This is a genomic window from Pseudoalteromonas luteoviolacea CPMOR-1 (assembly GCF_001625685.1).
GTDB classification, from domain to species: Bacteria; Pseudomonadota; Gammaproteobacteria; order Enterobacterales; family Alteromonadaceae; genus Pseudoalteromonas; species Pseudoalteromonas luteoviolacea_K.
The window spans coordinates 31,020-45,340 of sequence record NZ_AUYC01000016.1; the positions used below are offsets into that span (position 1 = coordinate 31,020).

14 protein-coding genes are annotated in these 14,321 nt (G+C 39.8%); 11 read left to right on the top strand and 3 right to left on the bottom strand.

Annotated features, from left to right (window positions below; translation table 11 throughout):
• The 7 genes from dnaX (at position 1) to N473_RS05665 (ending at position 6,315) form a co-directional block, all read left to right on the top strand.
• Entirely contained in the window at positions 1-2,508 is a 2,508-nt protein-coding gene (gene dnaX, locus N473_RS05635; RefSeq protein WP_063367085.1) for a DNA polymerase III subunit gamma/tau, read from the top strand.
• A 59-nt stretch (positions 2,509-2,567) separates the two neighbouring features.
• Positions 2,568-2,894, top strand: a complete 327-nt coding sequence (locus tag N473_RS05640) for a YbaB/EbfC family nucleoid-associated protein (RefSeq protein WP_039607771.1) — start codon at positions 2,568-2,570, stop codon at positions 2,892-2,894.
• A 433-nt stretch (positions 2,895-3,327) separates the two neighbouring features.
• On the top strand, positions 3,328-3,846 hold the full coding sequence (locus N473_RS05645; RefSeq protein ID WP_231099526.1) for a rhomboid family intramembrane serine protease: 519 nt from the start codon (positions 3,328-3,330) through the stop codon (positions 3,844-3,846).
• Between the two features lie 132 nt (positions 3,847-3,978).
• Positions 3,979-4,578 carry a recombination mediator RecR gene (gene recR, locus N473_RS05650; RefSeq protein WP_063367087.1) on the top strand — a complete coding sequence of 200 codons (600 nt, stop codon included), beginning with the start codon at positions 3,979-3,981 and terminating at the stop codon, positions 4,576-4,578.
• Between the two features lie 293 nt (positions 4,579-4,871).
• Positions 4,872-5,246, top strand: a complete 375-nt coding sequence (locus N473_RS05655; RefSeq protein ID WP_063367088.1) for a hypothetical protein — start codon at positions 4,872-4,874, stop codon at positions 5,244-5,246.
• 405 nt (positions 5,247-5,651) lie between these two features.
• Complete coding sequence (locus tag N473_RS26095; RefSeq protein WP_155735533.1) at positions 5,652-5,969, top strand: hypothetical protein; 318 nt, start codon at positions 5,652-5,654, stop codon at positions 5,967-5,969.
• Position 5,970: 1 nt separating this feature from the next.
• Entirely contained in the window at positions 5,971-6,315 is a 345-nt protein-coding gene (locus N473_RS05665) for a hypothetical protein (RefSeq protein WP_063367090.1), read from the top strand.
• A 54-nt stretch (positions 6,316-6,369) separates the two neighbouring features.
• Here the strand turns inward: N473_RS05665 and N473_RS05670 are convergent, their stop codons facing one another.
• Positions 6,370-6,822 (bottom strand): helix-turn-helix domain-containing protein, encoded by a 453-nt coding sequence (locus N473_RS05670; protein ID WP_063367091.1) that lies wholly within the window; start codon positions 6,820-6,822, stop codon positions 6,370-6,372.
• 172 nt (positions 6,823-6,994) lie between these two features.
• On the opposite strand from N473_RS05670, the gene N473_RS05675 reads away from it, so the two are divergent.
• Entirely contained in the window at positions 6,995-7,297 is a 303-nt protein-coding gene (locus N473_RS05675; protein ID WP_039607777.1) for a helix-turn-helix transcriptional regulator, read from the top strand.
• 212 nt (positions 7,298-7,509) lie between these two features.
• Positions 7,510-9,426: a molecular chaperone HtpG gene (gene htpG, locus N473_RS05680; RefSeq protein ID WP_063367092.1), complete on the top strand. Its 1,917-nt coding sequence runs from the start codon at positions 7,510-7,512 to the stop codon at positions 9,424-9,426.
• A gap of 79 nt (positions 9,427-9,505) precedes the next feature.
• On the opposite strand, the gene tpx is transcribed toward htpG, so the two are convergent.
• On the bottom strand, positions 9,506-10,093 hold the full coding sequence (tpx, locus tag N473_RS05685; protein ID WP_063367093.1) for a thiol peroxidase: 588 nt from the start codon (positions 10,091-10,093) through the stop codon (positions 9,506-9,508).
• 188 nt (positions 10,094-10,281) lie between these two features.
• On the opposite strand from tpx, the gene N473_RS05690 reads away from it, so the two are divergent.
• A complete protein-coding gene (locus N473_RS05690) occupies positions 10,282-11,286 on the top strand; it encodes a response regulator (protein WP_063367094.1) in 1,005 nt (334 codons plus the stop codon).
• A gap of 4 nt (positions 11,287-11,290) precedes the next feature.
• Positions 11,291-12,262, top strand: coding sequence for a sensor domain-containing diguanylate cyclase (locus N473_RS05695; protein WP_039607781.1), 972 nt, complete (start codon positions 11,291-11,293; stop codon positions 12,260-12,262).
• A 534-nt stretch (positions 12,263-12,796) separates the two neighbouring features.
• Here N473_RS05695 and N473_RS05700 read toward each other — a convergent pair.
• Positions 12,797-14,305: a SpoVR family protein gene (locus tag N473_RS05700; RefSeq protein WP_063367095.1), complete on the bottom strand. Its 1,509-nt coding sequence runs from the start codon at positions 14,303-14,305 to the stop codon at positions 12,797-12,799.
• Between the last annotated feature and the right edge of the window lie 16 nt (positions 14,306-14,321).

Consider the following 14,321-nt stretch of genomic DNA (forward strand, 5'->3'; position numbering starts at 1 on the left):
ATGAGCTATCAGGTCTTAGCAAGAAAGTGGCGGCCTCAATCATTTCATGAAATGATGGGGCAGGAACATGTAAAGCAGGCGTTGATAAATGCCTTAAATGAGCAAAGGTTACATCATGCTTATTTGTTTACTGGCACCCGCGGTGTAGGCAAAACGACTATTGCTAGGATCTTTGCTAAAAGTTTGAATTGTGAGGAAGGTATATCGTCTACTCCTTGCGGGCAATGTAGTACTTGTGAAGAAATAGAGGCTGGTAAATTCATTGATCTGATTGAGATTGATGCGGCATCCAGAACAAAAGTTGAAGACACGAGAGAGATATTGGATAACGTCCAATATGCGCCAACGCGAGGGCGTTACAAAGTCTATCTTATCGACGAAGTACACATGTTGTCTAAGCATAGCTTCAATGCTTTACTCAAGACGCTAGAAGAGCCTCCAGAGCATGTTAAGTTTTTACTGGCCACAACGGATCCACAAAAGTTACCAATAACGATTTTATCTCGCTGTTTACAATTTAATTTAAATGCAATGGCGAAAGGTCAAATTGTTGAGCAGTTGGCCAAGATTTTACCAAAAGAAAATTTCCAGTTTGAGGATGATGCGTTAAGTGTCTTGGCAAAGGCTGCTGATGGCAGTATGCGTGATGCTTTAAGTTTGACAGATCAAGCCATTGCACAAACAAATGGCCATTTGACAGTAGCTGCAGTGCAGCAGATGTTGGGGTTAATGGACAGCGCGCACGCGATGTTATTGATGAGTGCAATACTGTGCCAAGACGGTAGTGCTTTGATGACTGAAGTCGAAAATATTGCATTGAAAAATGGTAACTTTGTAAGTGTCATCGATGATCTCATTGCGTTGTTGCATATCGTTCAATTGACACAACTTGTGCCGCAAGCTGCGCATGTTGGCCAATTTGATCAGCAACAAGTAAAGACACTAGCCGAGCAAATTTCGCCACAAACAGCACAGCTGTTATATCAACTGTTATTGAGCGGAAAAAAAGATTTAAGCTGGGCACCTGATGCTAAATTAGGCTTTGAAATGGTGATGCTCAGATTGCTCGCCTTTGAAGGTACTGACTTTTCTCAAGTGGGACCGGCTCCTGCAGCGTCGCTAAATCAAGGGCAAGATAAAAAGTCCAAAGCTGGTGCATTGCGTGACATATTAAATAATAACCAAAAAAAAACATTAAATAGCGCAACAGAAACGCATTTGGCCCAGCATAAGGCTGAGCCAGTGCAAGCGCTGCAGGCAGCACCTACACACAACGCACCGCAAGCTATGCCAGCACAAGCACCGCAGGCAGAGCAGATGCACAATGCACCGCAAGCTATGCCAGCACAAGCACCGCAGGCAGAGCCGATGCACAATGCACCGCAAGCTATGCCAGCACAAGCACCGCAGGCAGAGCCGATGCACAATGCACCGCAAGCTATGCCAGCGCAAGCGCCGCAGGCAGAGCCGATTAACAACGCACCGCAACAAAGTGCATCAGTGCAAAGGTCTACAGAAGCAGCTTCTCAAAGAGTGTCAATGAATGCAGACTTTGCGCCGCCTGAATATGAGCAACAATATAATGACATTATGGCGCAAGCGACGGCACAGGGTTTTAACGAGTCCATGACGGCGAGTGATAGCGTGCCTGAAAACACCGCTCAAGCATCTGCCAATGCAACGTCAGGCCAACTCTATGCTCAGAAACAAGGCCAAGCGCAATCCGCTATTGCAAAAATTCTACAAAATAGACAGATATCCGGTGCTGGGAAGTTATTAGGGGGCAGTGAAGCGCCAAAAAAGCCGAGTAGGGCGAATCGTGATACTCAAGCTATTTCTGTCCCTGCTCACGATCAGCGACCTGAACAACAGGCATCAAACAACTTGCCAGTTGCGGACTCCAGAGTACCGGATCAAGCTCCAATCTCTGCTAGGCCTCATGCACCTGGAACTGCGCTCACTAAAAAGCCTGAAATATCAGAACGCTTTAAAAAAGACGAAAGTAAGTTAGCGCCAGAGTTACTGGAACAGCTATCACCGGCTCCTGCCAAAGTTGACGAGCAAGAGCATGTGATTGAGATGCCTGTGCCTGAGAACTTTACTAGCCCTATTAGTAGTTTGAAATTTGCTCATGAAAAAGACGACTGGGCAAATTTAATCGAGAAAATGGCCCTCAGTGGTCGTGTTAGGCAATTTGCTTTGCATGCAATGTACGAGAAAAAGGGCAATGTGTGTGTATTAAAGGCTGAGCAAAGTCAACAGCATTTAGACTCGCCCATGCTCAGAGATAAATTGCAACAGTCATTTACGTTGACATTAAGTGAGCCAGTAGAATTGCAAATGGAGTTTGTTGAGCAGGTGCAATCTACGCCATTCTTAATACAGCAAGATATTGATCAACAGCGATATTTAGAAGCTGTTGATGCCGTTAATTCAGACCCTATTATCCAGACAATGGTGGCTGAATTTGATGCGGTGGTAAACGAAAAATCGGTAAAGGCATTGTAATTGAGTACAATAGACTTTATCTTTTAGCCAATTAAATTATTGAAGTAAGAGAGTACACTATGTTTAAAGGTGGAATGGGCAATATCATGAAGCAAGCTCAGCAAATGCAAGAGCGCATGGAAAAAGCCCAAGAAGAAATCAAAAGCTTAGAAGTAACTGGTGAAGCTGGTGCTGGTCTTGTGAAGGTAACTATGCTTGGTAGCCACAATGTTCGTCGTGTAGAAATTGATGAAAGCCTAATGGAAGACGACAAAGACATGATTGAAGATCTACTTGCCGCTGCGGTAAATGATGCTGTTCGTCGTGTAGGCGAAGAGACACAAAAGCGCATGTCTGATGTAACTGGTGGAATGCAGATGCCACCAGGGTTTAAAATGCCATTCTAAGGGGTAAAATCCTTTTTAAAATTGCGGCTGTATGGCTGTGGTCATGTTGGGACTTCCCTAGATCTAGTTGAGCCGCAATTTCATTTCTGTGTTTTGATTGAGAGTGTAATCTCTTGAAATCATGATGACCTAGCTTGGGTCAACCTCCTAGCTCCAATTTTATGCGTTTAACCTGCGCTTACTTATCTTGACCTTTTACATCTATGAAGGCACGAATACATCATCTGGGACTGAGTTCAGTTTAAGGTTTATTGCCTTCTAAACTCTCGATGGAGTTTGTGTTTGCTATTAATTTTGAAGACTTATTCCGCAGGCTGTTTTATTATTTCATACCTATCAGACAGTAAGACAACTTGTAATGCGCCTTTCGAATTTTCTGTTCCCACCTAATTTTAGATATGTTGTATATGCATCTTTGATTATGATTGCTCTAATGCTTATAGATACAATTGGGTTATCAGTTGATAGGTTAGGTATCATTCCGCACAGCCAATATCACTTTACTGGTATCATTACGGCGCCTTTTGTTCATGATTCTTGGTCACACCTAGGTGGAAATCTAGTTGGGTTATTGATTTGTGGCTATTTGGCTAGCCGGTTACCAAATTTTAAGACTGCAAGTTTAGGTATTATTTTATTGACGGGCTTATTTGTTTGGCTGTTTGCAGCTGGTGGTAATCATATAGGCGCTTCGGGTGTTGTAATGGGGTATTATGGTTATTTAGTGGGAGTGGCGCTTTTTCAGCGAAACCTGCTGAGTGTACTGAGCTTAGTTGTGTTGGCCTTGGCAACTTACTACGCAAACATCAATTTTATTGGAACTTTATTTGATTTCTCAGACAATGTAAGTAGTGAAAGTCACTTATTTGGTTTTGTCAGTGGTGTATTGGTTGCATTTTTATTAAGGTCTAACTCGTCAAAAAGTCTTTCTAAGCTAAGTACGGGCAAATAATAGGCGCTATCAGATGATTTTTGGGCATTAGGTGTTAGCACTACCTCGATACCTTTCAATCAAGCGCGCGATGCCTTATCATCGCGTTTTAGATAAAAGTAATTGGTGTGTTTACCACCTATTAGAGGAAATATGCAGTTATCACCTAAACTAGCCGCTTTAGTTGAAGCTTTAAGATGCTTACCTGGTATTGGTCCTAAGTCTGCTCAGCGTATCGCTTTTCATTTATTAGAAAGAGACCGAGACGGTGGTTCTCAATTAGGTAGCTGCCTCACTCAAGCAATGCAAGACATTGGACATTGTGAGTCTTGTCGCACCTTCTCTGAAACACCTGTATGTGATATTTGTCAAAGCGTTAAACGTCAGGATACCGGCTTATTATGTGTAGTGGAATCACCAACAGACGTCCTGGCGATTGAGCAAACTGGGCAATATACCGGTTTGTACTTCGTGCTAATGGGTCATTTATCGCCGTTAGATGGGATAGGTCCGCAAGAAATAGGATTAGATAAACTACAACAAACCCTTCAAAATGGGCAAATTCAGGAAGTTATTCTTGCGACCAATCCAACTGTAGAAGGTGAGGCTACGGCGCACTATATTGCTGAACTGTGTAACAACTTCAATGTGAAGGCTTCTCGTATCGCTCATGGAATGCCAGTAGGCGGAGAACTAGATTTGGTCGATGGTATGACGTTGATGCATGCGTTTTCTGGTCGAAAGCTATTGTGATCATCGTTTTATAAGCTGCTTTACTATGCCAGTAGACCAGCTTTTATCCTGTGTTGTATTAAATACAGTCTCTCATACAAGTTTGTTTACAAGTTGTAAAATTAAAAGTTGCAATTAGGTATGGAGAAATTTATTATCGGATGACTGATAGTTTTTAACTGACTAGGTTTGTCTAAATCGTTGTTATTTAAACTCACTTTTTTGCTTTAATTTTTACGGGTTGCTTAAAAGTTTAAAAAGCAAGCAAATTTAGTCTTTTACCTTAGCTAGCTAGATATAATAAGGTTTTCATCGTGATAATGCTCATCGCTGCTACATTGCTTTATATTCTTGTTATCGCTATTTGTATAACTGTGATAATTAAAGGACACAGTTTGAATTTTCTAGAAAGAAAAATAAAAAATGTGATTGTACGAGACAAGGCACCTAAAGAAGAAGAAATATCAGAAAAGGATTACCATCAAGCCTATGAGATAATTGATGATCTTGCTGTTGTATTGGAATGCACCAATGATATGGTCAAATACAATGGAGTAAAGAGTGTGTTTAAGCGTGTGGAAGCATTCAGGGATCAAAAACAGGATACTAAGCATGAGCTTGAATCATTGAATGACATAGAACATAAAATACCAAGTGATAAGAAAGCCAACTTATGGGTAGTAAAGTAATACGTGCATTGTGCAATATCGAGGTTAAACCCGACTATTTAAAGAAATCTTTTCATGGTTTAGCTGAAGGTGCTGGTTTTGATAGCAACGCATAACCACAATGCCACAACTCATCTTTCGCAGTACTTTGTTTGTAATTACCTTAGCACTTAAAAACGATAATTTGGTTTTATGAATGATTTTTTAGAGATATTGGTTCTAGCCCTAATGGGGGTTGGTTCTTTAGTCGTTATAAGTTTTCTTTATCTTTTTAAAGAGCGTTGGTTGGAGCTTTTTTTTGCAAGACATAAAAGTTTAAAAAATAAGTCTGATCACGAATTACACTCTTGCTTTTTAACTGCATTGGCTACTGTTGCTAGTTTTCTTTTGTTTCAGCATCTCCTTGATTATCTATTTGAATTACAAATGGATAAAATGATCAGAAGACAGATCTATTACTTTATTTCGGCATGTGGTAACGCGTCGTTCATCATTGCGTTAACTTTATTACACGCAATTAGAGAATGTACGTTTTCACCTGTTGCTAGATATGCTTGTTATTTGTCTTTGACTTCAATGATTATAAAAACGCTGCAACTTACACTCCATGGTTATCTAGACATCAGTATGTTCAATGTATATTACAACATAGCGATATATTTATTGCTTACCACGCAAATACTATTGGTTGCGCAATATCCTTTTAACATATACATGCTAAGAAAGTACGCAAAGGAATACTAGTATGCCATTTCTTATCGTTATTCTTTTGATACATTGCCTCGTTATTTGTTTTATTCTGGCTGCTATTATAAATGGCCATAATTTAACAAAGCTTGAAGAGAAAATAAGAGGTATTTTTATCAAGCCAAAAGTTGATGAAGAAGTGCCTAACGCGCTTTATGATGAGGCATATGAGATTGTAATGGACCTTGGTAAAGCACTTGAGTTAGATAATGACACCACGAAGCATGATGCTGTTCAACTAGCATTGAAGCGTGTTGAAGGGTTTAGGGATGACTCAAAGGACTATCAAATAAAGTCTAAAGACGATAAACCAGAAAAAGGTAAGCTCAAAGTTGTTAAATGATCAATTCGATATATCAGCACTGCGATATATCAAGTTAATTGTTTAGTGAGTAAGCTAACTTACCTTTTTTTGTTGCGAACCTGCATTTTTATCTAAAAAAGGTTCTAAATCTCTCAGTAAGATTTTTCCACAACTCTCAAAGTTTACTTCTTTCCCTCTTTTGAACCAACCTAAGTGGCAGATAAATAAAAGGCTTTCTTTTGCTGTCTGAATGAATTTTGATTCAAAGTCTTTGTTATACGATTGGGTTACATCTGGTGGTGTCATTTGGGTATTGGAAGTGTCCGCATTGGGTCGCTCCTCACCCGTTATTAACCAGCATGCATGGTTTTGTGTTAATGGATGGGTAAAAAACTTTTCGATTACAGATAGCGTAGGCTCACGTTCACCTTTCTCATACTTGCGATAAGAGGCTGTAGGTATATCTAATATTTCAGAAAAACTTATTTGAGATTCCTCTAAGGAAACACGAAGTTGTTTCAGTCTTGTTGCAAAAGATGTTGACATATAACCCAATCCGATCAATTATTTACTCAGTTGACCCAGATAGCCTACATCAAATGTTATAAGTTGTCTAATTGGGTCGGGGTTAATTTAATCATTTTTTCTGATATAAAAGTGCTATAAGCCATAAGTGAGTTTTATATCGGAACTTTGATGTAAACAATATGGATATGTTATGAGTATAATCTCTAGAAATGAGCGCTCTCGCAGAGCCCAGACACAAGACGCAAAACGTTATATTCAAATGACGATACGCAGATTGCGCCAAGATATGAACTTGACTCAAGCACAGCTAGGTAAGAGCCTTGTTACTCCGGTTGATCAAGCGACTATTTCTAATTGGGAATCGGGTAAGACTGAACTTTCTGCTTCACAACTGCTTGATGTTATGATGTTATTTGGTAAGCCAAACTTTTTAATGTTATTAGAGCAGTGTGACGTGCAACCAGACGCTTTTGAAAATCATAAAAGCGCATAATATCCCTGACTCATATATAGCTGTGTACGGCGCTCGCTTCTGTGCGAGTGCGGTACAAAAGCAGCGTCACCGTCTATCTTAGAAAGCTAAACAAAACTTCATAAAAAAATTTAACTCCCCCTCTTGAAATACCACGTCTCATCACAATATATCTTTTCATAAAACGATTACCAGGTTAAAGCCTGTGAGCCAATTAGATTAGGATATAGTCGATGTCTGATATTAAAAACAAAGAAAACCATCAGTTTGGAACAGATGTAGGTAAGCTATTAAGTCTTATGATCCACTCTTTATACTCAAATAAAGAGATTTTCTTACGTGAATTAGTGTCGAATGCTTCTGATGCAGCAGATAAGTTGCGTTATTTAGCGCTTCAAAACGGTGACCTTTATGAGGGCGATGCTGAATTAAAAGTGAGAGTGAGTGCTGATAAAGACGCAAATACAGTTACTATCTCGGATAATGGTATCGGGATGACTCGCGAAGAAGTAATTAATTCTTTGGGTACCATTGCAAAATCGGGTACCGCTGAATTTTTCCAAAACTTAACAGGTGATCAGGCTAAAGACTCCCAGTTGATTGGTCAATTCGGTGTTGGTTTTTACTCTGCTTTTATTGTTGCTGATGAAGTAACTGTTCGTACGCGAAAAGCGGGTGAACAATCTGCAGTAGAATGGCAATCTAAAGGGGAAGGCGAGTACAGCCTTGCTGAAATTGAAAAAGCGGACCGTGGTACTGAAATTGTGCTTCACTTACGTGAAGATGAAAATGAGTTCTTAGATGACTTCCGCTTGCGCTCAATTATCACTAAATACTCAGACCATATTTCTATCCCAGTGGAGATGTTTAAGGCGCCTGTGCCTGAATCTGAAGGTCCAGATGGAGAAAAAATAGAAGCACAGCCTGGAGAGTGGGAAGCAATCAACCGTGCGACAGCGCTGTGGACTCGCGATAAGTCAGAAGTATCAGAAGAAGAATATAAAGAGTTCTATAAGCATGTCGGTCACGACTGGGAAGAACCACTTACTTGGGCACATAACAAGGTAGAAGGTAAAACTGAGTACACAAGTTTACTTTATATACCTAAAAAAGCGCCATTTGACCTTTGGAATCGTGACCGTCAAACAGGTTTAAAATTATACGTTCAGCGTGTATTTATTATGGATGATGCTGAGCAATTTATGCCAAGTTACCTTAGATTCGTTAAAGGTTTACTTGACTCTAATGATCTTCCGCTTAACGTGTCTCGTGAAATTCTTCAAGACAATAAGATCACACAAGCCATTCGCAAAGGCTGTACGTCTCGTGTATTGAAAATGCTTGATAGAATGGGCAAGAATAAAGCAGACGAATATCAAACTTTCTGGAATGAGTTTGGTCAAGTGATCAAAGAAGGCCCTGCAGAAGATGCTGCAAACAAAGAGGCCATTGCTAAGTTACTTCGCTTTAGCTCCACACATACGGATGAAAGTACACAGAATGTGTCTCTGGCTCAGTATGTTGAGCGTATGCAAGAGGGTCAAGATAAGATTTATTATGTAGTTGCAGACAGCTTTGCAACAGCTAAGAGCTCTCCTCACTTAGAAATCTTCCGCAAGAAAGGCATTGAAGTACTTCTTATGTCAGATCGTGTAGATGAGTGGATGATGGGTCATCTTACCGAGTTCGATGGTAAGCAGTTCCAATCAATTACACGTGGCGATTTAGACTTAGGGAATCTAGAAGATGAAGAGTCTAAAAAAGCACAAGAAGAGAGTGAAAAAGAAGTTGCAGGCCTTGTTGAGCGTATTACCGAATCATTAGGTGATAAGGTTAAAGAGGTGCGTTTCACACACCGTTTAACAGACTCTCCGGCGTGTGTAGTTGTTGATGATCATGATATGAGCTCACAAATGCAAAAGCTAATGGAGTCTATTGGTCAATCTGCGCCAGAGAGTAAGCCAATATTTGAACTTAACCCAGAGCATCAGCTGGTTAAACACCTCAATGATGAACAAGATGAGGATAAGTTTGCACAGTGGTCTGAAGTACTCCTTGATCAAGCGCTATTAGCTGAACGTGGTAGCTTAAAGGACCCGGTTGGATTTGTTACACGTTTGAATAAGTTGATGCTAGATTTAAGCAAATAATGTAGCTGACTAAAAGCAACTAAAAAAGCACTCTATTGAGTGCTTTTTTGTTATTTATATTAGGCGTCGTTGAATTGAATTAAAGCGTTTTCAATGTACCTATCACTTCCTCATAGTTTGGTTCAGACGCCAAATTGCTAATCAGCTGTTTGTATTTTACTTTGTGATTCTTATCTAAGATAAACACCGCTCTGCTCAATAAGCCCATATCTTTTATCAATAGGCCGTATTGTTCACCAAAGTTACGCCAAACCGCGTCCGACAGAGTTTGAACTTTGTCTACGCCTTCTTGCTTGCAAAATCGCTTTTGAGCAAATGGTAAGTCAGTACTTATTGTGAGCATTGCAATATTTGGATACTCACTTGCAACTTTTTCATTAAAGTACTTTGTTTGTAGACTGCAAATGCCAGTGTCTAAACTAGGTACTACGCTGATCAATACCGCTTTTCCCTCAAACTCTGACAAAGAGACAGGGGTGAAGTCTGCATTCACAACCTTAAAGTTTGGCGCTTGATCACCAATTGCAACGCCAGAGCCAAGTAAAGTAACAGGCTTGCCACCCGCAGTGACCTTACCCTTATCTAGTTGATTCTCATCAAGCGTGGCACTTACTGAAAAACAGCTAAAAGCGAATAGAGCTGTTGTAATAAAGGGGACTCTACGCATAACGTATTCCTTTTTAAATTTTTCGCAATTCACGACAGTGTATTATACTGATTTTATATAACCAAGCTTTGGTAGTATTTTGGATTGTAAATTAATCATGCATTGATTAACATATTTAATCTAAACACTGCTGTTTGATAACTATAATTAGAATTTTGGGTAGTGCACCCGATAAATAGAGGGCTTTTATGTCTACACCCGTCCTAATCTGTGATGACTCAAAACTTGCAAGAAGGCAGCTCGCGCGCTCTTTGCCGGATGACTGGGATATTAAAGTTGAATTTGCAGAACATGGATTGGATTGTATTGAAAAAATTAAACAGATCTCACCGGAAATACTTTTTTTAGATTTGAATATGCCCCATATGGATGGCTATGAGGTGCTGCAAGCGATACAAGAACAAGATCTCAATGTGCTAACTGTTGTGGTATCTGGGGATATTCAACCAAATGCTCACCAACGAGTTATGGAGCTAGGCGCGATTGATTTTATCCGCAAGCCTTGTGATGCGGATAAACTTGACGAAATCATTACTCAGCATGGCATTAAGGACAAGGCTATTCGCGAAAGCTTAGTGCATAAGCTCGGTGAACAAGTAGAACCTGAACTTCGTGATATTTATCAAGAAATAGCGAACGTTGCCATGGGGCAAGCTGGTGATTTATTGGCTAGATTGCTTAATGTTTTTGTTGAGCTACCTATCCCCAATGTCAACGTTCTTGAAGTTAATGAATTACACATGGCTTTGCAAGCCATAGATGCTAACGCGTCGACCTCTGGTGTATGCCAAGGCTTTATCGGTGGTGGTGTCTCTGGTGAGGCTTTACTGTTACTAAACGACTCCAGCTTTAAAGAAATTGCTTCATTAATGAAGTACGACGGTGAGCTAAATCAAAAGGTTGAGCTCGAATTGTTGATGGATATAAGCAATATTTTGATTGGGGCAATATTAACAGGCCTTTCAAAACAGCTTGATATGCCATTTAGCCAAGGTCACCCAGTTGTACTTGGCCAGCATTGTGAAGTTTCGGAGTTGGTTAAAGCCAACAAATCAAGGTGGCAAAGGACATTAGCAATTGAAATTAGCTACGGAATTGAACACCATAATATTAACTGCGATTTGATGTTATTGTTCACAGAAGACTCTCTGAAGACGTTGAGATACAAAGTCGCATACTTATTAGAAGATTAGAATTATGCCTGCATCCGATTTTGATATGAATGAAATCCATTGGTTGATGGATATGTTTAACACGGTAGATGTTGGCTTAGTCGTTTTAGACAGAGACTATCGAGTGTGTGTTTGGAACGGCTTTATGGAAAACCATTCGGGCTTGCTGCCCAGTGCTGTTAAAGACAAAGATGTATTTGATTTATTTCCTAGCATTGATGAATCTTGGTTTAGAGGTAAGGCTGAGCCTGTATTTGTGCTAAAAAATCGATCATTTACTATATGGGAACAGCAGCCTTACATATTTAAATTCAAAAACTATCGACCGATAACGGGTAAAGCGGAATACATGTATCAAAATGCGACTTTTATTCCATTGACCACATTAACAGGGGAAGTCGGTCATATTTGCGTTATTTTATATGATGTCACTGACGAAGCGATGAATAAGCTTGAGTTGGAAAAAGCGAATAAGACATTAGAAGAAATGAGTCGTACTGACGCGCTGACTAAATTGTCTAATCGGGGCTACTGGGAAGAGTGCTCAAGAACTGAGTTCAAGCGTCTTAAACGCAACAAAGGCTCGAGTTGTTTGCTTATGTTTGATATTGATTTCTTTAAAAAGATTAATGATGCATATGGTCACAGTGGCGGTGATGAAGCAATTCGTCATTTATCAGATTTATTGAAAAAAACCTTGCGTGAGACAGATGTAGCAGGCCGTTATGGTGGAGAAGAGTTCGCTGTGACTTTGGTAGATACCGATGCAGATGGCGCGTTGATTTTCGCTGAACGTTTACGCAGTATGATCGAAAACTCAGTAATTTATTATGATAATAAAGAGATAAAGCTAACCGTGAGTTTGGGCATTGCGTGTTACGACGATGCTTTTGAAAAACACGAACAGTGGATTGAGGCAACGGATTCCGCGTTATACCACTCAAAAGAAACGGGTAGAAATAAAGTGACAGTTTACGATCCTTCTATGTCTCAGTAGAGAATTGGTCTTTTTTACCATATTACAAGATTAATTAGGATTTTATGGTGCCATTGTGCTTTATATGATTGTAAGCACAATGGCCAGTACGTTCTCGTTTGGTTTCATGCCTTACTGTCTATTCAAAATGATAAATCTTATTTTTCGCTTGTGTTTATTCGCCATTGGGTGAACCTTGCCTTTCCTGAAGACGAGTTTATGTGCTTTTGACCAGGAAACCACACTAGTTAAGCCATAAGCGTGAAATAGTATCCACTTTCTACATACAAAAACCCATTAGAAATAGAGTATCTAGACATGGATTTGCCGTTACTTTTATACGAATAGGCCTGCTAAAAGTACAAAAATACAGGTTGCTATGTCTATAAAAGGAGGTGAGTAGCACAGATATAAGTATTCCCACTTTATTTAAAAACAAGTGACGTAAGTGTCTATATATTTTGCTTGTATGAGCGCTCTGATAGCTATCGTGGCGGGTTTTTGAAATACATATAAAAAAGACAACACACGACTAAACGCTCGTGTGTTGTCTGATTACTCTTTGTCGTCATTAGCTGGAGGACATTGGCCTAGCAAAGTAATGTTACCATCATCTTCTACTTGTTCTAATCTTACCTCAAAACCCCAAAGTCGGTATAAATGTTTTAGCACCTCAATCTTTGACTCCGCTAAAGGTATCTTATCTTGAGGCACGTAACGTAAAGTAAGTGACCTATCTCCGCGTACATCTACTTTGTACACTTGAATATTGGGCTCATTATTACTGAGGTTATAATGTGCTGATAAGCTGCTTCTGACTTTTTGATAGCCAACTTCATCATGGATGGCTTTGACTTCTAAGTGAGGAGACGACTCTTTGTCCAATATCGTAAATAATTTGAAATCTCTGATAATTTTAGGAGACAAAAATTGGCTCACAAAGCTTTCATCTTTAAAGTTCTCCATTGCAAAATGTAAAGTATCGAGCCAGTCTTTGCCTGCAAATTCAGGAAACCACTCTTTGTCTTCCGCTGTTGGGTTTTCGCAAATACGCCGAATATCGACCATCATGTTAAACCCAAGGGCATAAGGGTTTATGCCAGAATAAAACTTGCTGTTATAAGGCGGTTGATAAACGACATTTGTATGGCTTTGTAAAAATTCAAGCATGAAGGCGTCACTCAATTTACCCTCATCATATAAATGATTAAGAATGGTGTAATGCCAAAATGTTGCCCATCCTTCATTCATGACTTGCGTTTGTCGTTGCGGGTAAAAGTACTGTGATATTTTACGTACGATACGGATGATTTCTCGCTGCCAGGGTTCGAGTAGTGGGGCATTTTTTTCAATAAAATAGAGTATATTTTCTTGAGGCTCAGAAGGAAACTGAGGTAAGTTTTCAGTGTCTTCTTGCTTGCTTTGAGGAATCGTTTTCCAAAGTTCGTTCACTTGTGATTGTAGATAGTCTTCACGCTCTTTTTGACGCTTTTGTTCTTCAAACAAGGAAATTTGTTGCGGACGTTTATATCTGTCCACTCCATAGTTCATCAAGGCGTGACAGGAGTCTAATAAGTTTTCAACTTCTTCAATGCCGTACTTTTGCTCACATTCAGCAACGTAGTTCTTAGCAAATACCAAGTAGTCGATAATTGATGATGCATCAGTCCATGTTTTAAATAGGTAATTGCCTTTGAAGAACGAATTATGCCCGTAACAAGCATGTGCCATAACGAGCGCTTGCATTGGCAGTGTATTTTCTTCCATAAGATAGGCAATACACGGATCTGAGTTTATGACTATCTCATACGCCAGTCCCATTTGACCGCGTTTATAATTTTGTTCTGTTTGAATGAATTTTTTGCCATAGGACCAATGTGCATAACCTATGGGCATGCCTACACTTGAATAGGCATCCATCATTTGTTCTGCTGTGATCACTTCGATTTGATTTGGATACGTATCAAGTCGATAGTGCTCAGCAACGCGCGCAATCTCGGCTTGATACAATTCTAACCTTTCAAAAGTCCAGTCTGGACCATCATTCAAAGGGTTGTAGGTCATTAGCGCTCCCCCTCTT